This window comes from Streptomyces sp. JLBT605 (assembly GCF_058215555.1).
In genome coordinates this window covers 3,321,325-3,342,146 of the sequence record NZ_CM177087.1, presented here as the reverse complement: position 1 = coordinate 3,342,146, position 20,822 = coordinate 3,321,325, and the positions used below count along the sequence as shown (strand labels likewise).

Here is a 20,822-nt window from a genome sequence, read left to right as displayed (position 1 = left end):
CCCGTCCCTCGTCGTCGTCAGTGGTCGTCGTAGTGTGCGTCCAACGCATGGTAACGATGACCGGCGGGGCGGAGTGCCGCGGAGGGTTGCTCAAGATCGCGACCACAGTCGGCATTCCGGCCATGTCAGGTGGGGTGGCGTCACGGCGGAGAACGTGGAAGCCTCCGCGCGCACGGCCACGTACCCTGTTCTGTTGTGCCGAACGCCAACAATGACAGCCCCACCCCGCAGCCGACCACAGAGCTCAGCCAGGCCCAGCGCCGTGCGGTGAGCGAACTGCTGCGGGTGTCCCCCGTCGCCGACGACCTCGCCCGCCGTTTCCAGGAGGCCGGGTTCACGCTTGCCCTGGTCGGCGGCTCGGTGCGGGACGCGCTGCTGGGCCGGCTCGGTAACGATCTGGACTTCACCACGGACGCCCGCCCGGAGGACGTGCTGAAGATCGTCCGCCCCTGGGCCGACGCGGTCTGGGACGTCGGCATCGCCTTCGGCACGGTCGGCTGCCGCAAGAAGGCCCCGCTGGGCAATGGGGCCGTTCAGGACTATCAGATCGAGGTCACGACTTATCGGTCGGAGGCGTACGACCGGACCTCGCGCAAGCCCGAGGTGTCCTACGGCGACTCGATCGAGCAGGACCTGGTGCGCCGGGACTTCACGGTCAACGCCATGGCTGTCGCGCTGCCGCAGAAGGAGTTCATCGACCCGCACAACGGGCTGGAGGACCTCGCCGCGCGCGTGCTGCGCACCCCCGGCACCCCCGAGGAGTCCTTCTCCGACGACCCGCTGCGCATGATGCGCGCCGCGCGCTTCGCCGCCCAGCTCGACTTCGACGTGGCCCCCGAGGTGGTCACCGCGATGACCGAGATGGCCGACCGCATCGACATCGTGTCGGCGGAGCGGGTGCGCGACGAGTTCAACAAGCTGGTGCTGGCCGCGCACCCCCGGAAGGGGCTGAAGCTGCTGGTCGACACCGGGCTGGCCGCCCGGGTGCTGCCGGAGCTGCCGGCGCTGCGCCTGGAGCGTGACGAGCACCACCGGCACAAGGACGTCTACGAGCACTCGCTGACCGTGCTGGAGCAGGCCATCGACCTGGAGGAAGAAGGCCCCGACCTGGTGCTGCGGCTGGCCGCCCTGCTGCACGACATCGGCAAGCCGAAGACCCGCCGCTTCGAGAAGGACGGCCGGGTCTCCTTCCACCACCACGAGGTGGTCGGCGCCAAGATGACCAAGTTCCGGATGACCAAGCTGAAGTACTCCAGCGATCTGGTGAAGGACGTCTCCCGGCTGGTCGAGCTCCATCTGCGGTTCCACGGCTACGGCACGGGTGAGTGGACGGACTCGGCCGTCCGCCGGTACGTGCGGGACGCCGGGCCGCTGCTGGACCGGCTGCACAAGCTGACCCGCTCGGACTGCACCACCCGGAACAAGCGCAAGGCCACCGCGCTCTCCCGGGCCTACGACGGCCTGGAGGAGCGCATCGCGCTCCTCCAGGAGCAGGAGGAGCTGGACTCCATCCGTCCCGACCTGGACGGCAACGAGATCATGGCGATCCTCGGCATCGGTCCGGGCCCGCAGATCGGCCAGGCGTACCGGCACATGCTGGAGCTGCGGCTGGAGCACGGGCCGATGGAGCGGGACGCCGCGGTCGCCGCGCTCAAGGAGTGGTGGGCGGCCGCGTCGCAGAGCTGAACCGCCACCCGCTGCCGTCCCGGCCACCGCATGCCCGAGGGCGCACTTCCGGCACCTGGTGCCTCACGTTTCACGTGAAACATCGCTCCGGCCCGGGAGGGGCTGCTGGTGTTTCACGTGAAACACCAGCAGCAGCGCGGTCGCGGCGTAGATGAGTGCCACCAGGACCACCAGTACCGCCGACCGGCCGTCCGGCGGCAGCATCGCCGCGGCCACCGCCGCCGCGCCCACGAAGGCGACGTTGAAGAACATGTCGTAGAGGGAGAAGACCCGCCCCCGGTAGGCATCGTCCACCGATGCCTGGACGACGGTGTCGGTGGCGATCTTCGCGCCCTGGGTGGCCAGCCCGAGGACGAACGCGGCGATCAGCATCGGGGCCGGTTCGAAGGGCAGCCCGAGGCCGGGCACCAGAACGGCCGCGCCGGCAGCGCATCCCACGATCCAGCCGGAGGTGCCGAAGCGGCCCACGGCCCAGGGGGTGGTCACGGCCGCGGCGAAGAAACCCGCGCCGGACAGGGCCACCGCGACGCCCAGCAGTGCGAGCCCGTCGGAACCCGCGTCTGTCCAGGCGTAGCGGCAGAGCATCAGCACCGTCACGGTCAGCGCGCCGTAGCAGAAGCGCATCATCGACATGGCGGCCAGCGTGTACGCGGTAAGCCGGCGTTGCCGGAGATGGCGGAGCCCGTCGACGAGCCCGCGCAGGGTGTCCATCAGCGCCGCTCCCAGCCGCTGCTGCTGGAGCCTGCCGAGGTCGGGGCCGAGTAGCCCGATCGCCATCCGCAGGGCGGCCAGACCGGCGCAGAGGTAGATCACCGCGGCCAGCAGGACGACGAGTGCGTCGGCGGCGGTTTCCGGGACCGGCGCGGCCAGGCGCACCACGAAGGCCAGTCCCCCGCCGGCGGTCGCGGCGAGCGTCCCGGCCGTCGGGGAGAGGGAGTTGGCCATGACGAGCCGCTCCGGGCTGTCGATGACGCGCGGCAGGGCGGCGGAGAGGCCGGCCAGCACAAAGCGGTTGACCGCGGTGACCGAGAGGGCGGAGGCGTAGAAAAGCCAGTCGGGGACCTCGGCCAGGATCAGCACGGCGGTGACGGCGGCGAGCCCGCCGCGCAACAGGTTTCCGTAGAGCAGCACTTGGCGGCGGTGCCAGCGGTCCAGCAGCACTCCGGTGAAGGGCCCGAGGAGGGAGTAGGGGAGCAGCAGCACGGCCATCGCGGAGGCGATCGCCGCGGCGGAGGTCTCCTTCTCCGGGGAGAAGACCACATAGCTGGCGAGCGCGACCTGATAGGCGCCGTCGGCCAGCTGGGAGAGCAGGCGGACGGTCAGCAGGCGCCGGAAGTCCCGGAGCCGGAGCAGCACGCGCAGATCACGTACGACGGCCATGGCGCTCAGCCTCACACAACGCACAGGCCCCCGGAGGGATACCCGGGGGCCTGTGATCAAGTTGGTTCGTTCAAGCGCTGACGGCGTGTTTAGCGCTCGACCTCGCCCTTGATGAACTTCTCGACGTTCTCGCGAGCCACGTCGTCGAAGTACTGCACCGGCGGCGACTTCATGAAGTACGAGGACGCGGAGAGGATCGGGCCGCCGATGCCGCGGTCCTTGGCGATCTTCGCGGCGCGCACCGCGTCGATGATGACACCCGCGGAGTTCGGGGAGTCCCAGACCTCGAGCTTGTACTCCAGGTTCAGCGGAACGTCACCGAAGGCACGGCCTTCGAGGCGGACGTACGCCCACTTGCGGTCGTCGAGCCAGGCCACGTAGTCGGACGGGCCGATGTGGACGTTCTTCTCGCCCAGCTCGCGGTCCGGGATCTGCGAGGTGACGGCCTGCGTCTTGGAGATCTTCTTGGACTCCAGGCGCTCGCGCTCGAGCATGTTCTTGAAGTCCATGTTGCCGCCGACGTTCAGCTGCATGGTGCGGTCCAGGATGACGCCCCGGTCCTCGAACAGCTTCGCCATCACGCGGTGCGTGATCGTGGCGCCGACCTGCGACTTGATGTCGTCACCGACGATCGGCACACCGGCCTCGGTGAACTTGTCCGCCCACTCCTTGGTACCGGCGATGAAGACCGGCAGGGCGTTGACGAAGGCGACCTTGGCGTCGATGGCGCACTGCGCGTAGAACTTCGCGGCCTCTTCGGAGCCGACCGGCAGGTAGCAGACCAGAACGTCGACCTGCTTGTCCTTGAGGACCTGGACGACGTCGACCGGGGCCTCGGGGGACTCCTCGATGGTCTGGAGGTAGTACTTGCCCAGGCCGTCCAGGGTGTGGCCGCGCTGCACGGTCACGCCGGTGTTCGGGACGTCGCAGATCTTGATGGTGTTGTTCTCGCTGGCGCCGATGGCGTCCGCGAGGTCGAGGCCGACCTTCTTCGCGTCGACATCGAAGGCGGCCACGAACTCCACGTCACGGACGTGGTAGTCGCCGAACTGCACGTGCATCAGACCCGGCACGCGGCTGTTCGGGTCGGCGTCCTTGTAGTACTCGACGCCCTGCACCAGCGACGCGGCGCAGTTGCCCACGCCGACGATGGCTACGCGAACCGAACCCATTCCGGTTGCTCCCTGTTCGTAACTGACAAAGCCCTGCGGGGGTGCAGAGGCTTACTTGGTGGTGTCATCGGACGGATCCGGCCGGGTACCACCCCGGTGCCGGGGCAGGCCGCCCGTATCTCCTGACCGGTCCTGGCTCCCGGCGCTGGGGCTGGGGGCCTCCGGATCGGCGGTACCGCTGCGCTGGTCGCGCCCGGCCCGCTCGCTTTCGATCAGCTCGTTGAGCCAGCGGACCTCACGCTCCACCGACTCCATGCCGTGTCGCTGCAGCTCGAGCGTGTAGTCGTCGAGCCGCTCGCGGGTGCGAGCCAAGGAGGCACGCATCTTCTCCAGGCGCTCCTCCAGGCGGCTGCGCCGGCCCTCCAGGACGCGCATCCGGACATCGCGTGAGGTCTGCCCGAAGAAGGCGAAGCGGACGCCGAAGTGCTCGTCCTCCCAGGCGTCCGGGCCGGTGTGGTCGAGCAGCTCCTCGAAGCGCTCTTTTCCGTCGGCCGTCAGCCGGTAGACGATCTTCGCTCGCCGGCCGGCCAGTGACGCCGCGAGAGCGTCCTCCGGCGCACTGCCCGGCTCCTCGACCAGCCAGCCGTTGGCGACCAGTGTCTTGAGGCACGGGTAGAGGCTGCCGTAGCTGAAGGCGCGGAACACCCCAAGCGAGGTGTTCAGCCGTTTGCGCAGCTCATAGCCGTGCATAGGGGACTCGCGCAGCAGGCCCAGGACGGCGAACTCAAGGATGCCGGAGCGCCTGCTCATTCTCCGCCTCCTTGTCCCTCTCGTCCCTTATGGCGAGCTGATGTATCGACTCGATACATCCAGACGATAGAGGGAGCACCCCCCTGGGACAAGAGCGAGTGTGGTGAACGGCGTCACATCAGGGATTCGTTGAAGTCAACCTGCCTGATTTGGAGTGAAGATGACCGGTGGGCCAGTTTTGACCATGCGTACTCTGTTCGCCATGCAGACCACCGGGAACCGTGCGACGTCGCCAGTCGTCCTCGTCCCGGATGCAGTGCGCCCGGACGCTGCCAGCGGCCGGTCCGCACGTCGGGGGGACCGGAAACCTGCCGCTTTCAGGCGATAGCGCCTGCCCGAGGAGTAGTCGTTCCATGAGCGAGCACCGTCGCAAGCCGCCGCAGCCCGAGGGCGGCGGACGAGCAGCGGCCCGGCGCGCTGCGCAGCAGCCGCCCGGTCGCCGTGCAGCGCCACCAAGCAATGCCGCTGTGCCCGGAGCCGGCCCGCAGGGCGCCACGCCGCCGGGCGAGGACCGCCCCTACGGCGGCCGGGCCGAGGCCCGGCGGGCCGCACAGCGCGGCCGGCGCCGTGCCCCCGAAGCGGCCGGCTCCGGAGCCGGCCACGGATCCGCCGGACACGGCGGCGGGAGGCGCGGCGGTGGCAGCGGCGGCGGCGGTGGCCGCGGCCGTGGCGGTGGCGGCCAGCCGCCGGGCAAGAAGCGCTTCATCGACTACCCCCGCAGGGGCAAGACCGGCTTCCGGCGCTGGGTGCCGTCCTGGAAGCTGGTGACCGGCACCTTCCTGTTCTTCGTCGCCATGCTGATCGGCGCGGTGGCCATCGGGCTGATGCTGGTGGAGGTGCCCAACGCCCAGGCCGCGGCCACCACCCAGAAGAACGTCTACTACTGGGACAACGGCGACCAGATGGTCGTCTCCGGCGGTGGCGACTACAACCGCCAGATCGTCCCGCTCAGCAAGATCCCGCAGTCGATGCAGGACGCGGTGATCGCCGCGGAGAACGCGAGCTTCTACGAGGACTCCGGCGTCGACCCGATGGGTATCGCGCGCGCCGTCGTCAACATGGCGAAGGGCGGAGCCACCCAGAGTGGTTCGACCATCACCCAGCAGTACGTGAAGAACACCTACCTGAAGCAGGAGCAGACGCTCAAGCGCAAGGTCACCGAGCTGTTCATCGCGATCAAGGTCGGTGCCACCCAGGAAAAGGACGACATCCTCGCGGGCTATCTCAACACCGCGTACTACGGGCGGGGTGCGTACGGCATCCAGGCCGCGGCCCGCGCGTACTACGGCAAGGACTGCGACGAGCTGAACGACAGCCAGAGCGCCTTCCTGGCCGCCACGCTCAACGGCCCCAACCTCTACGACCCGGCCGGCGGCATCGGGGTGGCGGCCACCAAGGAGAAGAACACCGCGCGGGCGAAGGAGCGCTGGGCCTGGATCCTCAAGCGTGAGGTCGAGACCGACCGCATGACGGAGGCCGACCGGGCCAAGTGGATCAGCAAGGAATTCCCGACCCCGCATCCGCCGAAGCCGGCGACCAACAAAGCCGGGCAGATCGGCTACCTCACCGACCTCGCCGACCAGTACATCATCGACCACACCAACATCGACCGGAAGCAGCTGGACCGGGGCGGCTTCCAGATCCACACCACCTTCAACAAGGCGAAGGTGGAGAAGATGAAGACCGCGGTCGAGAAGGTGAGCAAGGCCAGCATCGACGCCAAGCAGCGCCCCAAGACGGACACCCATGTCCAGTTCGGCGGCGCCTCGGTCGAGCCCGGTACCGGCAAGATCGTGGCCATCTACGGCGGCAAGAACGCCCTGGAGCACTGGAAGAACAACGCCGACTACACCGGCGTCCAGGTGGGATCGACCTTCAAGCCGTTCGTGCTGGCCGCCGCGATGTCCGACGGCGTCCGGGATCCGGAGGGCGAAGAGGACCAGCCCGCCTCGATGCGCACCAGGCTGTCGCCGAAGGCCAAGTACAACGGCAACAACAAGCTCACGCTGTACAACTACGACCGGACCGTCTGGCACGACAAGGACAACCGGGAGTGGCACCAGCGCAACGACGACAACCAGCAGCGCGGCCCGATCGACCTGCGCACCGCGATGCAGTGGTCGGTGAACACCGCCTACATCCAGCTGGGCATGGACGTCGGCCTTGAGCAGGTGCGGGACGCGGCCATCCGCGCGGGCATGGACAAGGACGAGTTCACCTCGCTCACCCCGACGTTCTCGCTCGGCACCTCGGCGCCCAGCGCCATCAACCTGGCGGGCGCCTACGCCACCTTCGCCGACCGCGGCATGCAGGCCGACCCGTACTCGGTCGAGACGATCGAGGAGGACGGCGTCGAGATCTGGAGCCACAAGGAGCACGCGCCGAAGAAGGAGCGGGCGTTCGACACCGAGGTGGCGGACAACGTCACCGACGTGCTGCAGACCGTGGTCAAGGAGGGCACCGGCACCAACGCGCAGATCGGGCGCCCGGCGGCGGGCAAGACCGGCACCACCGACGACAACAAGTCGGCCTGGTTCGCCGGCTACACCCCGCAGCTGTCGACCGCGATCGGTATGTGGCGGCTGGACGACAAGCACAGTGACGAGGGCTTCCTGCCGATGTACGGCGTGGGCGGCGAGGAGAAGGTCCACGGCGCCTCGTACCCGTCCAAGATCTGGGCGGCCTATATGCGCGCGGCGCTGAACGGCGAGGAGAAGGAGGACTTCCCCGACCCCGCGCCGATCGGCGAGAGCTGGTACGGCGCCGGCGCCAGCCCCGACCCGACCTCCGCGGCGCCGAGCCGCACCCCGGAGGACGAGGAGACGAAGTCCCAGACGCCGTCCGAGACCCCGTCCACGACCCCGTCCACCACGCCGAGCTCGGCCGACCCCTGCGATCCGTTCGACCCGGACTGCCAGACCGACACCGGCGGCAACGGCAACGGTGGCCCGGGTGGTGGCCCCGGCGGCGGCCCGGGTGGTGGCCCGGGCGGTGATGACACCAGCTCGCCGCCCACCGAGACGCCCAGCGACGGGGGCATCTTCGGCGGACCGGAGGGCTACAGCAGGGAGTAGCCGGCCAGGGCCCGTCCGGCGGTCTTGCGGCCGATGGACGACCCTGAGCCGGTCCCGAACCGACGCGGGCGGCCCTGACCGCCCCCCATCACGGCCGCGGCCGCGTGGAGCGCACCTCGCTCCGCGCGGCCGCGGCCGTTTCCACGGGTCCGCCCGCCATAGCCCAGGGGGCCGACTCCCGCTGAGGTGCCGCGCCCGGTACGGCAGGATGGCCGCATGACGAGCGCGCGTGAGGACTCCCAGCCGGTGCGGCCGACCGTCGAGGACGAGATCGCCGCGGCCGGCAGCGAACTGCTCGGCGGGCCCGTGGGCCGGCGGGCGCTGGTCGGCGTCAACTGGTGGACACCGGTGCGGATCATCGCGCTCGTCGCCATCGGGATGTTCGCGCTCGGCATGGTCCAGAAGGCGCCCTGCTACGACGGCGGCTGGTTCTCCAGCGCCACCAGCCAGTACACCCACGCCTGCTACTCCGACATCCCGCACCTGTACCGCGGGCGCGGCTTCGCCGACGGGATCGTCCCCTACTTCGACCGCATCCCGTCCGACCTCTCGGGCGGCATGGACTACCTGGAGTATCCGGTCCTCACCGGGCTGTTCATGCAGGTCGCGGCATGGATCACACCCAACGGCGGTGGCATCGAGCACCAGCAGCAGATCTACTGGATGGTCAACGCGGGCATGCTGATGGCCTGCGCCGCCGTCATGGCCGTCTGCGTGGCCCGCACCCACCGCCGCCGCCCCTGGGACGGCCTGCTGGTCGCGCTCGCCCCGGCCTTCGCGCTCACCGCCACCATCAACTGGGATCTGTTCGCGGTGGCGCTGACCGCCGCCGCGATGCTGATGTGGTCGCGCGGCCGCTCACTGGCCACGGGCGTACTGATCGGCCTGGCGACCGCCGCCAAGCTCTATCCGGTGCTGCTCCTCGGGCCGCTGCTGCTGCTGTGCCTGCGGGCCGGGCGGCTGCGGGCCTGCCGCTCGACGCTGGCCGGGGCGGTGGGCGCCTGGCTGGTGGTGAACCTGCCGGTGATGCTCTCCACCAGCGGCGGCGGGCTGCACATCCGCGAGGGATGGGCGAAGTTCTACACCTTCAGCCAGGAGCGGCCGGTCGACTTCGGCTCCGTCTGGATGATCATCTCGCAGCGCACCGGGGACCCGATCGAGGACGCCAACACCTACGTCGCCGCGCTGATGGTGCTCGCCTGCGCCGGGATCACCGCGCTGGCGCTGTGCGCGCCGCGCCGCCCGCGCTTCGCCCAGCTGGCCTTCCTGGTGGTCGCCGCGTTCGCCCTCACCAACAAGGTCTACTCGCCGCAGTACGTGCTCTGGCTCATCCCGCTCGCCGCGCTGGCCCGCCCCAAGTGGCGCGACATCCTGATCTGGCAGGCCGGCCAGGTGATCTACTTCGTCGGCATCTGGATGTACCTGGCGTGGATGAACGGCGGCGGTTCGCGCCGGGGACTGCCGCCGGAGGGCTACCAGGTGGCGATCGCCGTCCACGTGCTGGCCACGCTCTATCTCTGCGCGGTGGTGGTGCGGGACGTGCTGATGCCGGAGCGGGACGTGGTGCGCAAGGACGGCTCGGACGATCCGTCGGGCGGAGTGCTGGACGGGGCACCGGACGCGTTCGTGCTGGGCGAGGCCGCGGAGCGGCTGCACCAGGACACCCGGGCGCGGGGCGCGGAGGCGGACACCGGCCCGGTGGTGGAGTGGGGGCGCCCCCGGGAAGCGGCCGAGGGCCCGAAGCGGGTCGGCTGACCACCGCTTCAGGCCCCCGGGCCGCCCGCGCTCACATCAGCGGTCGACCAGGCGGTCGAACTGCGTGGTGGTGTGCCGCAGATAGGCGACCAGCTCGTCACCGACCTGCGGCGCCTGCACGTCGCCCGGCACGAAGAGCAGCGAGACCTGCATGTGCGGGGGCTCGGCGAACCAGCGCTGCTTACCGGCCCAGACGAACGGCGACAGATTGCGGTTGACGGTCGCCAGACCCGCCCGTGCGACGCCCTTGGCGCGCGGCATGACGCCGTGCAGCGCCTTGGGGGCCTCCAGGCCGACCCCGTGCGAGGTGCCGCCCGCCACGACCACCAGATAGCCGTCCGAGGCGACCTTCTGCTGGCGGTAGCCGAAGCGGTCGCCCTTGGCGACCGGGGTGACATCCAGGACCGCTCCCCGGTACTCGGTGGAGTCGTGGTCGCCGAGCCACAGCCGGGTGCCGATCCGCGCCCGGAACCGGGTCTGCGGGAACTGCTGCTGGAGCCGGGCGAGCTCCTCCGCCTTGAGGTGGCTGACGTACATCGTGTGCAGCGGCAGATGTGCGGCGCGCAGCCGGTCCATCCAGCCGATGACCTCCTCCACCGCGTCGATGCCGTCGGTGCGGTCCAGCGGCAGGTGGATGGCGAAGCCCTCCAGCCGCACGTTCTCCACGGCGGCGTGCAGCTGGGCCAGCTCCTCGGGGGCGACGCCGTGCCGCTTCATGCTGCTCATGACCTCGACGATGACCCGGGCGCCGGCCAGGCCGTAGGCGCCGTCCACCGAGGACACCGAGCGGATCACCCGGTCCGGCAGCGGCACCGGCTCCTCGCCGCGCCGGAAGGGGGTCAGTACCAGCAGGTCACCGCTGAAGTAGTCCTTCATCCGGGCCGCCTCGTAGGTGGTGCCGACGGCCAGGATGTCGGTGCCGATGCGGGCGGCCTCCTCGGCCAGCCGCTCATGGCCGAAGCCGTAGCCGTTGCCCTTGCAGACCGGGACTATGCCGGGGAACTGCTGCACCACGGACTGCTGATGCGCCCGCCAGCGTGCGGTGTCGACGTAAAGGGTGAGCGCCATGGCGGAGACCCGGAACCTTTCTCGTGGCGAGTGGAGCGGTGTTTCTACAGGGGTGAGGGAACCCGCCGCCTCAGTGGCGGCGGGGGCGCGTCAGCGGCGCGACATGTAGATGTCGAGTGCCTTGTGCAGCAGCTTGTTGAGCGGGAAGTCCCATTCGCCGAGGTACTCGGCGGCCTGGCCGCCGGTGCCCACCTTGAACTGGATCAGACCGAAGAGGTGGTCGTTCTCGTCGAGGGAGTCGCTGATGCCGCGCAGGTCGTAGACGGTGGCGCCGAGCCCGTAGGCGTCCTGGAGCATCCGCCACTGCATCGCGTTGGACGGCCGGACCTCGCGCTTGTGGTTGGCGGAGGCGCCGTAGGAGTACCAGACGTGCCCGCCCACGATCAGCATGGTGGCGGCGGCCACGGCCTCACCCTCGTGCAGGGCGAAATACAGCCGCATGCGGTTGGGGTCCTCGGAGTTGAGGACGTTCCACATGCGCTGGAAGTAGCTGAGCGGGCGGGGCCGGAACTTGTCGCGCTCGGCGGTGATCTCGTACAGCCGCTGCCACTCCGCCAGGTGCTCGTAGCCGCCCTGGACGACCTGCACACCGGCCTTCTCGGCCTTCTTGATGTTCCGTCGCCACAGCTGGTTGAAGGCCTTGTGGACGTCCTCCAGCGAGCGGCCCGCCAGCGGTACCTGGAAGACGTAGCGGGGCTGCACGTCGCCGAAGCCGGCACCGCCGTCCTCGCCCTGCTGCCAGCCCATCCGGCGCAGCTGGTCGGCGACCTCGAAGGCGCGCGGCTCGATGTGGGTGGCCTCCACATCGCGCAGCCGCTTCACGTCCGGGTTCTGGATCCCGGACTTGATCGCGCCGGCGTCCCAGCGGCGGATGATGACGGGCGGGCCCATCTTCACCGAGAAGGCGCCCTGCTGCTTCAGGTGGGCCAGCATCGGCTGCAGCCAGTCCGCGAGGTTGGGCGCGTACCAGTTGATCACCGGGCCTTCGGGCAGGTATGCGAGATAACGCTTGATCTTGGGCAGCTGTCGGTAGAGCACCAGACCAGCGCCGACCAGCTGGCCGGTCTTGTCGAACCAGCCCAGATTCTCCGAGCGCCACTCCGCCTTCACGTCCGCCCACGCCGGCACCTGCATGTGGCTGGCCGCAGGCAGACTCTGGATATACGCCAGATGCTGCTCTCGGCTGATCGTCCTCAGGGTCAGGCTCATGCGGGGCGCTCCTCGGCAGGTTTGTCCCCATGGTCGGGGCTCCAGCTCTCGCGCCGAAGCCTACTGCGACAAGGGAGCGACCCGTCTGGGCCCACGGCGGATGGCCGCCGGTGGGCCCGTCCGCCGAGAGGCGTGAGCCTGTTCCGGCCGGGTGCCGGCTAGCCGAGTACGCCGCCGAAGAGGCCGCCGTGGGCCATCCCGAGGTAGAACCCGGCGCCGGCCGCGCCGAGCCCGATGACCAGGCCGAACCGCTCGCCGATGGTCTTGGAGATCATCTGGCCCCAGGCGCCGGTGAGGATGCCGATCAGGCCGCTCCAGGAACTGAGCAGGTGGAGGCTGTGGAACTGGGCGGTGATGAAGGAGAGCACCCCGAGCAGCAGCGTCGCGGCGACGAAGCTGTCTTCGATGGGATGCGGCTTGCCGTCGGTGTCGAGGAGCGCGAGAAGGCCACGGGGCCGAGTGGTCCGTGCTGCCTGTGCCATGGGGGCACCTCCGAATGGACTTGGGCGGCGTACTGTAACGCCGCTCACACCCGATGTGTACAGATTGAGGGGATAGGCGGCTGGATTTCAACCGGAAGCACGTGGACGGGTACTGTGTACGGTCTGCACCGGTGTCTGCCCTCAGGACCCGCACAGCCCACGGCAAGCTCCGTGAGCGACGCGGCTGGGCGGCACAGGCCGGTGTGGAACGCATTACGACCCTCCTGCCACGGAACGACCGTGGCCGCTGAGTCCAAAGGAGGTGGGTTCCACATGCGTCACTACGAGGTGATGGTCATCCTCGACCCCGATCTGGAGGAGCGCGCTGTCTCCCCCTTGATCGAGAACTTCCTTTCCGTGGTCCGTGAGGGCAACGGCAAGGTCGAGAAGGTCGACACCTGGGGCCGTCGTCGTCTCTCGTACGAGATCAAGAAGAAGCCCGAGGGCATCTACTCGGTCATCGACCTGCAGGCCGAGCCTGCGGTCGTCAAGGAGCTCGACCGCCAGATGAACCTGAACGAGTCGGTCCTCCGGACCAAGGTCCTCCGTCCCGAGACCCACTGACACTCGCGTCAGCGGTAATCGGGCTGCATCGCAACGAGTAGCAAGCAGCAATCCCGCCGAGAGGTTCCCCCAATGGCAGGCGAGACCGTCATCACGGTCGTCGGCAATCTTGTCGACGACCCCGAGCTGCGCTTCACCCCTTCCGGTGCGGCGGTCGCGAAGTTCCGTGTCGCGTCCACCCCCCGCACCTTCGACCGCCAGACCAACGAGTGGAAGGACGGCGAGAGCCTGTTCCTGACCTGCTCGGTGTGGCGGCAGGCGGCTGAGAACGTCGCCGAGTCGCTCCAGCGCGGCATGCGCGTCATCGTGCAGGGCCGGCTCAAGCAGCGGTCCTACGAGGACCGCGAGGGCGTCAAGCGCACGGTCTTCGAGCTGGATGTCGACGAGGTCGGCGCCAGCCTGCGCAATGCCACGGCCAAGGTCACCAAGACCAGCGGTCGGGGTGGCCAGGGCGGTTACGGCGGCGGCGGCCAGCAGGGCGGCGGCTGGGGCGGTGGCTCCGGCGGCGGCCAGCAGGGCGGCGCTCCCGCCGACGACCCGTGGGCAACCGGCGCACCGTCCGGCGGCCAGCAGGGCGGCGGCGGTGGTGGCTGGGGCGGTGGCTCCGGCAACTCCGGCGGCTACTCGGACGAGCCGCCCTTCTAGGCCCGATGCGCTGTTTCACGTGAAACAGCGCGCGGCCCGGCAGGGCGACAGCACAAACTTCTTGATCACACTGGAGAGAGACAATGGCGAAGCCGCCTGCTCGCAAGCCTAAGAAGAAGGTTTGCGTGTTCTGCAAGGAGAAGATCTCCTACGTCGACTACAAGGACACGAACCTGCTGCGGAAGTTCATTTCCGACCGCGGCAAGATCCGTGCCCGCCGGGTCACCGGCAACTGCACCCAGCACCAGCGTGACGTCGCCACGGCCGTGAAGAACAGCCGTGAGATGGCGCTGCTGCCCTACACCTCCACCGCGCGCTAAGGGAAGGGTGACCGAATCATGAAGATCATCCTCACCCACGAGGTCTCCGGCCTCGGCACTGCCGGCGATGTCGTGGACGTCAAGGACGGCTACGCCCGCAACTACCTGGTTCCGCGTGGTTTCGCGATCCGCTGGACCAAGGGTGGCGAGAAGGACGTCGAGCAGATCCGTCGCGGTCGCAAGATCCGCGAGATCGCCACGATCGAGCAGGCCAACGAGGTCAAGGGCCAGCTCGAGGGCGTCAAGGTCAAGCTGGGCGTCCGCGCCGGCGAGGCCGGCCGCCTGTTCGGCTCCGTCACCCAGGCCGACATCGCCGAGGCGATCAAGGCTGCCGGTGGTCCGGACGTGGACAAGCGCCGCATCGAGGTTGCCGCGCCGATCAAGACCCTGGGCTCGCACCAGGTCTCCGTGCGTCTGCACGCCGAGGTTGTCGCCAAGCTCGGCATCGAGGTCATCGCGGCCTGATCGCCGCACTCGGCATGGCGTGACAAGGGGGCCGCACCCTGCGGGGTGCGGCCCCCTTCGCTGTGTCCGGGCCGTGTCCGCCCCGCGCCGGTCAGGCTCGTACGGCTCCGGTGACCAGCCAGCGGCCGGACCGGGCGCGCAGCCACAGGGTCGCCATCCGCACGGCCATCATCAGGGTCATCGCCCACCACAGGGCGGTCAGTCCGCCGCCGAGGACCGGCACCAGCAGGGCTGCGGGTGCGAAGACCAGCAGGGTGGCGATCATCGCCCAGGCCAGATACGGACCGTCCCCCGCCCCGATGAGCACGCCGTCCAGGACGAAGACGATGCCGGCGACGGGCTGGGCGACGGCCACCACCAGCAGGGCCGGGAGCAGCGCGTCGCGGACCGACGCGTCGCTGGTGAAGAGCGGGATGAACAGCGGTCGCGAGGCCGCCACCAGCAGCCCGAGCACCACCCCGGAGGCGATTCCCCACTGCACCATCCGCCGGCAGGCGGCACGGGCACCCGCGGCGTCGCCGGCCCCGAGGTAGCGGCCGATGATGGCCTGCCCGGCGATGGCGATGGCGTCCAGCGCGAAGGCGAGCAGACTCCACAGGGTCAGGACGATCTGATGGGCGGCTATGTCGGCGTCGCCGAGCCGGGCCGCGACCGCGGTGGCGACCATCAGAATGGCCCGCAGCGAGAGCGTACGGACCAGCAGCGGTGCCCCGGCCTGGGCACAGGCGCGTATGCCGGCGGGGTCGGGGCGGAGCGAGGCGCCGTGCAGTCTGGCTCCCCGGACGACGACGGTCAGATAGACGCCGGCCATGGCGAGCTGGGCGATCACGGTGCCCCAGGCGGACCCGGCGATGCCCAGCCCGGCACCGTAGACCAGAGCGGCGTTCAGCGCGGCATTGGCGGCGAAGCCGCCGATGGCCACATACAGCGGGGTGCGGGTGTCCTGGAGGCCGCGGAGCACGCCGGTGGCGGCGAGCACCACGAGCATCGCGGGCATGCCCAGCGCGCTGATCCGCAGATAGGTGACGCCGTGCGGGGCGGCGGTGGCCGAGGCGCCGCAGAGCTCGACCAGCGCCGGGGCGGCCGGCACGGCCACGGCTATCAGCAGGCCGCCGAGGATGAGGGCGAGCCAGATGCCGTCCATGCCCTGCCGCACGGCCCCGGGCCGGTCACCGGCGCCGAGCCGGCGCGCGACGGCGGCGGTGGTGGCGTAGGCGAGGAAGACGAAGACGTTGACGGCGGTGGTGAGCAGGGCGGCGGCGACGCCGAGACCGGCGAGCTGCGGGGTGCCGAGATGGCCGACGATCGCGCTGTCGACCATGACGAAGAGCGGCTCCGCGACGAGTGCGCCGAAGGCGGGGACGGCGAGGGCGATGATCTCGCGGTCATGGCGGCGGGCGGGGTTCTTCCGCCCGCTCGGGGCGCTCACGGGAGCCTGGGTCATGCCCCCCAATCTAATCTTCCACAGGTAAGGGACACAATGGCTTTGTGTCTCTTACAACAGGTGGCGGACGGTGATCTTCTCTGCGCCGTTTGTCGCGATCTTGCCCCGCTCGGGAAAGTTTTTCTTCCCCACAGCCTATGGATCGAGAAAGCGCAGGTCACAGGGGTGGTTGCAGGTGGGGAGTGGCATTGTCCACAGTGCTGTCCCCCGTGTCGTGCACAGGATCGGGGACGTTCTCCACAGGAAGCGTCGCGTCGTCCACATGGCCTGTGGATAACCAGATTGGCGGACGGCCCTGGTGGGCCTACCGTGGTGCGGCGCCCGCCGCTGTGAACGGAGCCGAGCGCCTAGTTGTCGGAAAGCCGTGCCGTGAGGAAAAAGGGGCACCACGAAGTCCGCGCCGCGGACGGGAGGGAGGTGGCGGGTGAGCATGCCCGAGCCCCTTGACGACCCCTGGGCGGGCAGCGGCCCGAGCGACCGACTCCCGTCCCCCAGGCAGCGCCGGGGTGAGGGCCGCGCCTCCTTCGGCGGCGACTCGCAGCAGGACGGCGACCGGGACGGCGGCGGCGGCTGGGATGGTCCGAGCTTCGAGCGGGTCCCGCCGCAGGACCTCGACGCCGAGCAGTCGGTGCTGGGCGGCATGCTGCTCTCCAAGGACGCGATCGCCGATGTGGTCGAGGTCCTCAAGGGGAACGACTTCTACCGGCCCGCGCACGAGACCGTCTACCAGGCGATCCTCGACCTCTACGCCAAGGGCGAGCCCGCCGACCCGATCACGGTCGCGGCCGAGCTCACCAAGCGCGGCGAGATCACCCGCGTCGGCGGCGCCTCGTATCTGCACACCCTGGTCCAGTCCGTCCCGACCGCGGCCAACGCCGAGTACTACGCCGAGATCGTCCACGAGCGGGCCGTGCTGCGCCGCCTGGTCGAGGCGGGCACCCGCATCACCCAGATGGGATACGCGGCCGACGGTGACGTCGACGAGATCGTCAACAAGGCCCAAGCGGAGATCTACGCCGTCACCGAGCAGCGCACCAGCGAGGACTATCTGCCGCTCGGCGACATCATGGAGGGCGCGCTCGACGAGATCGAGGCCATCGGATCGCGCAGCGGTCAGATGTCCGGCGTCCCCACCGGCTTCACCGATCTGGACGCGCTCACCAACGGCCTGCACCCTGGCCAGATGATCGTCATCGCCGCTCGTCCGGCCATGGGTAAGTCCACCCTGGCGCTGGACTTCGCGCGGGCCTGCTCGATCAAGAGCGGTCTGCCCAGTGTCATCTTCTCGCTGGAAATGGGGCGCAACGAGATCGCGATGCGTCTGCTGTCCGCCGAGGCCCGGGTGGCGCTGCACCACATGCGCTCCGGCAGCATGACGGACGAGGACTGGACCCGGCTGGCCCGCCGGATGCCGGACGTCTCCGCCGCCCCGCTCTACATCGACGACTCGCCCAACCTGTCGATGATGGAGATCCGCGCCAAGTGCCGCCGGCTCAAGCAGCGCAACGACCTCCAACTGGTCGTCATCGACTACCTCCAGCTGATGCAGTCCGGTGGCGCCCGCCGTCCCGAGAGCCGCCAGCAGGAGGTCTCGGACATGTCCCGTAACCTCAAGCTGCTCGCCAAGGAGCTGGAGGTGCCGGTCATCGCGCTCTCCCAGCTGAACCGTGGCCCCGAGCAACGCACCGACAAGAAGCCGATGGTCTCGGACCTCCGTGAGTCGGGATCGATCGAGCAGGATGCCGACATGGTCATCCTGCTGCACCGCGAGGACGCGTACGAGAAGGAGTCGCCGCGCGCCGGCGAGGCCGACCTGATCGTCGCCAAGCACCGTAACGGTCCGACCGCGACGATCACGGTCGCCTTCCAGGGTCACTACTCGCGCTTCGTGGACATGGCCGGGGCCTGACGCACCCCGGCCACCACGTGATTCACACCAGTTCTGGTTGCGGTTCCGGTTGCCGCACCGGTGGCGCGGTCTTCTGTTCCCACGATCTGGTGGTCCGCACGTAGCCGTAGATCACCGAAGCCATCGCCAGAATGAGCAGCGGTCCGAACACCCACCGATGCTGGGCCATCTCCATCGGCAGATAGCGATAGGAGACCAGGAGCGCGGCGAAAACCGTCGCGCCGTGAGCGACCAGCTGAATTGCGGACCGGTCCCAGCCACGTACCTGCGCGCGCAGAGCTGCCTCGATGGTGAGGGTGAACACCACGCCGGCGATGATGTCCGCACCGTAGTGGTAGCCGAAGCCCAGCGTCGCACCGAGCGTGGCGATCAGCCAGAAAGCGCCGGCGAATCGCAGAGCACGCGGGCCCTTGCGGGAATGGATGAATATCGCGGTAGCCCAGGCGGTGTGCAGGCTGGGCATGCAGTTGCGCGGGGTGAGGTCGTCGTACGGCATCGAGTGCGGGGTGGTGAGCGACGGCGGCGTGTGCGGCCACAGATCGGCCACCGCCCAGTGCAGGCCGCCGGTGCCGGTGGCACCCGGGCCGTAGGCGAAGATCGGCCCGACCACCGGGAAGATCATGTAGATACCCGGCCCCAGGAGGCCGATCACCAGGAAGGTGCGCACCAGGTGATGGCGCGGGAAGCGGCGCTCGCTCGCCACGTTGCGCAGCTGGTACATGGTGACCACGACCGCGGCCACCGCGAGCTGTATGTAGACCCAGTCGAGAAGATGGCTGCCGACCGGACCGGTGGCCTTGACGATCTGGCCCACCACCCATGACGGGTTGCCCAGCGCGTGATCGGCGGTGGCCACGTACTGGTCGAGCACCGTCGGGCGGGTCTTCGAGGTGATGAGCAGCCAGGTGTCACCGGTCTTGCGGCCGGCCACCAGCAGCAGGCCAAGCCCCACGCCCTTCAGCAGCAGTGTGCGTTCGGCGCCGGTGCGGCGCGTGACCGCGACGACCGCACAGCCCAGCATCACCCACAGCGCGCCGTTGCCGAAGAAGTGACCGTCGGTCATCTTGATGTGGAACGCCAACCGCACCAGCAGGAAGACCAGATCGATACCGATCGCGGTACCCAACGCGATGAACCGCTGGCGCCAGGTGAGCACCACCATCATCAGCGCCATGCTGGCGTACAGCAGAGGCCCTGACTTGGGAGCGCAGATCACCTCTTTCGCCTGGTTGGTCATCGGCCCCGGGAGGCCGTAGTGACGTGCGGCGATCTCCAGCGCGATGATGAATCCGAGGGTCACCACACCCGCTGCGGCCCACAGGATCGTCCGCGGTTGACGCCACGCGGCGAACGTTATTCTTCCGTTTATTCGCGAAAGCACCCGCGATGCTATGGATATCAATTGTTTGGCCGATTTGTCAGTCGTTGGCTAATGAGGTCACTCTTCGTGCTGGATAGCATGTTTTGCGGTGAAGGACGGGCGAGGGTTGATCCTCGTGAGTTCGTCATGCTATCGGAGCGGGTTCGAGTGCCTTTTTTCGGCTCGGCCGGCCGCTTAATGATCAGCGCACGGTCATGACGGCCGCCGCCGTCACACCGACGGTGATGATCACGGCGCGCAGCGCGGACGGCGGCAGTCGGCGGCCGATGCGCGCGCCCAGCAGGCCGCCCAGGCTGGAGCCGGCGGCGATCAGTCCGGCGGCCGCCCAGTCGATGTCCGCCACCGCGACGAAGACGATCGCGGCGACGCCGTTGACGATGGCGGCGAGCACATTTTTCGCGCCGTTGAGCCGCTGCAGATCGTCGTGGAGGAAGCTGCCGAACAGCCCCATCAGCAGCACGCCCTGGGCCGCGCCGAAATACCCGCCGTAGACCCCGGCGGCGAGAACCCCGCACCACATGGGCAGGCCACCGTCCTCCCGGCGCTCGCCCTGACGCTGCTTCACCCAGCGGTTGATCCGGGGTTGCAGCAGCAACAGGGCGCAGGCGGTCAGGATGAGCACCGGGACCACCGCGTCGAAGGTCGCGGAGGGGAGCTGCAGCAGGAGCAGGGCACCGGTGAGTCCGCCGATGAGCGATGCGCTCCCGAAGCGGATCAGCCGCTTCGACTGGCCCTTGAGCTCCCTGCGGTAGCCGTAGGTGGCGCTGAGCACGCCGGGCACCAGGCCGATGTTGTTGGAGACGTTGGCCAGCACCGGCGGGTAGCCGAAGGCCAGCAGGGTGGGAAAGGTGATGAGGGTGCCCGACCCGACGACTGCGTTGATCCCGCCCGCGGCGACGCCCGCCGCGCCGATGGCCAGGGCCTCCAGAGCTTCCATCATTCACCTTCCGGAACATCATGCGTGTGGACAACGAGGGGTCGGCACCCGTCCAGGGACTCCACCGATGGTCCGGACCGGTGGGTGAAGTCCCTGGACAGGTTGCCGCCTGGGCCCGCACAGATCGTCGTCCACCCCGAAAACCCAAGTCAATCCTTGGATTTCCTTGCAGCCCCCCAAGAAATCGCTTGATGCCGGGGGTGGGTTCAGTCCAGGACGTCGGCCAGATCGCGGAGCAGGCGGGCCTTGGGCCGGGCGCCCACCAGGGACTTCACCGGCTCACCGGACCGGAAGACCATGAGGGTGGGCATCGACAGCACGCCGTACGCCGCCGTCGTCTGCGGATTGCTGTCCACGTCCAGCTGGACGATCTTGAGGCGGTCGGCCTCCTCCTGGGCCATCTCCGCGAGGACCGGAGCGATCATCCGGCAGGGGCCGCACCAGGCGGCGGTGAAATCCACCAGGACGGGACGGTCGGAGTCCAGGACCTCCTGGGAGAAGGTCGCGTCGGTGACCGTGGTCACGCCTGTCGTCTGGATCATCTCTGTCTCCTGTGAGCCGTGTACCTGAGTCGGGTACGT

Annotated in this window: 18 protein-coding genes; 8 read left to right on the top strand and 10 right to left on the bottom strand. The window is 69.2% G+C overall.

Going from position 1 to position 20,822, the window contains the following annotated elements; translation table 11 throughout:
* Positions 1-195: 195 nt before the first annotated feature.
* Complete coding sequence (locus AC4BDD_RS14475; protein WP_490691411.1) at positions 196-1,686, top strand: CCA tRNA nucleotidyltransferase; 1,491 nt, start codon at positions 196-198, stop codon at positions 1,684-1,686.
* A gap of 63 nt (positions 1,687-1,749) precedes the next feature.
* On the opposite strand, the gene AC4BDD_RS14470 is transcribed toward AC4BDD_RS14475, so the two are convergent.
* The 3 genes from AC4BDD_RS14470 to AC4BDD_RS14460 all read right to left on the bottom strand — a co-directional run bounded on the left by AC4BDD_RS14470 (position 1,750) and on the right by AC4BDD_RS14460 (position 4,988).
* Entirely contained in the window at positions 1,750-3,066 is a 1,317-nt protein-coding gene (locus AC4BDD_RS14470) for an MFS transporter (RefSeq protein WP_490691410.1), read from the bottom strand.
* A gap of 89 nt (positions 3,067-3,155) precedes the next feature.
* Positions 3,156-4,238 carry an inositol-3-phosphate synthase gene (locus AC4BDD_RS14465; RefSeq protein WP_490691409.1) on the bottom strand — a complete coding sequence of 361 codons (1,083 nt, stop codon included), beginning with the start codon at positions 4,236-4,238 and terminating at the stop codon, positions 3,156-3,158.
* A 51-nt stretch (positions 4,239-4,289) separates the two neighbouring features.
* Positions 4,290-4,988 (bottom strand): PadR family transcriptional regulator, encoded by a 699-nt coding sequence (locus tag AC4BDD_RS14460; protein WP_490691408.1) that lies wholly within the window; start codon positions 4,986-4,988, stop codon positions 4,290-4,292.
* Positions 4,989-5,341: 353 nt separating this feature from the next.
* On the opposite strand from AC4BDD_RS14460, the gene AC4BDD_RS14455 reads away from it, so the two are divergent.
* Positions 5,342-8,062, top strand: a complete 2,721-nt coding sequence (locus AC4BDD_RS14455) for a transglycosylase domain-containing protein (RefSeq protein ID WP_490691407.1) — start codon at positions 5,342-5,344, stop codon at positions 8,060-8,062.
* A gap of 216 nt (positions 8,063-8,278) precedes the next feature.
* Positions 8,279-9,817: a glycosyltransferase family 87 protein gene (locus AC4BDD_RS14450; RefSeq protein WP_490691406.1), complete on the top strand. Its 1,539-nt coding sequence runs from the start codon at positions 8,279-8,281 to the stop codon at positions 9,815-9,817.
* Between the two features lie 36 nt (positions 9,818-9,853).
* Here the strand turns inward: AC4BDD_RS14450 and AC4BDD_RS14445 are convergent, their stop codons facing one another.
* From AC4BDD_RS14445 to AC4BDD_RS14435, 3 genes are all read right to left on the bottom strand, one after another.
* Complete coding sequence (locus AC4BDD_RS14445) at positions 9,854-10,885, bottom strand: alanine racemase (protein ID WP_490691405.1); 1,032 nt, start codon at positions 10,883-10,885, stop codon at positions 9,854-9,856.
* A gap of 90 nt (positions 10,886-10,975) precedes the next feature.
* The gene (locus tag AC4BDD_RS14440) at positions 10,976-12,094 is read right to left on the bottom strand and encodes a lipid II:glycine glycyltransferase FemX (RefSeq protein ID WP_490691404.1); all 1,119 of its coding nucleotides are present in this window, start codon (positions 12,092-12,094) and stop codon (positions 10,976-10,978) included.
* A gap of 158 nt (positions 12,095-12,252) precedes the next feature.
* The gene (locus tag AC4BDD_RS14435) at positions 12,253-12,576 is read right to left on the bottom strand and encodes a hypothetical protein (protein WP_490691403.1); all 324 of its coding nucleotides are present in this window, start codon (positions 12,574-12,576) and stop codon (positions 12,253-12,255) included.
* Between the two features lie 273 nt (positions 12,577-12,849).
* Between AC4BDD_RS14435 and rpsF the strand changes: the two genes are divergently transcribed.
* From rpsF to rplI, 4 genes are all read left to right on the top strand, one after another.
* Positions 12,850-13,140 (top strand): 30S ribosomal protein S6, encoded by a 291-nt coding sequence (gene rpsF, locus AC4BDD_RS14430; RefSeq protein ID WP_006604399.1) that lies wholly within the window; start codon positions 12,850-12,852, stop codon positions 13,138-13,140.
* A 72-nt stretch (positions 13,141-13,212) separates the two neighbouring features.
* Positions 13,213-13,785, top strand: a complete 573-nt coding sequence (locus tag AC4BDD_RS14425; protein WP_490691402.1) for a single-stranded DNA-binding protein — start codon at positions 13,213-13,215, stop codon at positions 13,783-13,785.
* 83 nt (positions 13,786-13,868) lie between these two features.
* Complete coding sequence (rpsR, locus tag AC4BDD_RS14420; RefSeq protein ID WP_003978893.1) at positions 13,869-14,105, top strand: 30S ribosomal protein S18; 237 nt, start codon at positions 13,869-13,871, stop codon at positions 14,103-14,105.
* A gap of 18 nt (positions 14,106-14,123) precedes the next feature.
* Positions 14,124-14,570: a 50S ribosomal protein L9 gene (gene rplI / locus AC4BDD_RS14415; RefSeq protein ID WP_490691401.1), complete on the top strand. Its 447-nt coding sequence runs from the start codon at positions 14,124-14,126 to the stop codon at positions 14,568-14,570.
* A 91-nt stretch (positions 14,571-14,661) separates the two neighbouring features.
* Here rplI and AC4BDD_RS14410 read toward each other — a convergent pair whose 3' ends face one another.
* Entirely contained in the window at positions 14,662-16,014 is a 1,353-nt protein-coding gene (locus tag AC4BDD_RS14410) for an MATE family efflux transporter (protein WP_490691400.1), read from the bottom strand.
* A 430-nt stretch (positions 16,015-16,444) separates the two neighbouring features.
* Between AC4BDD_RS14410 and dnaB the strand changes: the two genes are divergently transcribed.
* Positions 16,445-17,923 carry a replicative DNA helicase gene (gene dnaB, locus AC4BDD_RS14405; protein WP_490691399.1) on the top strand — a complete coding sequence of 493 codons (1,479 nt, stop codon included), beginning with the start codon at positions 16,445-16,447 and terminating at the stop codon, positions 17,921-17,923.
* Positions 17,924-17,945: 22 nt separating this feature from the next.
* Here the strand turns inward: dnaB and AC4BDD_RS14400 are convergent, their stop codons facing one another.
* From AC4BDD_RS14400 to trxA, 3 genes are all read right to left on the bottom strand, one after another.
* A complete protein-coding gene (locus tag AC4BDD_RS14400; protein ID WP_490691779.1) occupies positions 17,946-19,280 on the bottom strand; it encodes a phosphatase PAP2 family protein in 1,335 nt (444 codons plus the stop codon).
* 205 nt (positions 19,281-19,485) lie between these two features.
* Entirely contained in the window at positions 19,486-20,241 is a 756-nt protein-coding gene (locus AC4BDD_RS14395) for a sulfite exporter TauE/SafE family protein (protein ID WP_490691778.1), read from the bottom strand.
* Positions 20,242-20,447: 206 nt separating this feature from the next.
* On the bottom strand, positions 20,448-20,783 hold the full coding sequence (trxA, locus tag AC4BDD_RS14390) for a thioredoxin (protein ID WP_490691398.1): 336 nt from the start codon (positions 20,781-20,783) through the stop codon (positions 20,448-20,450).
* Positions 20,784-20,822 lie beyond the last annotated feature (39 nt).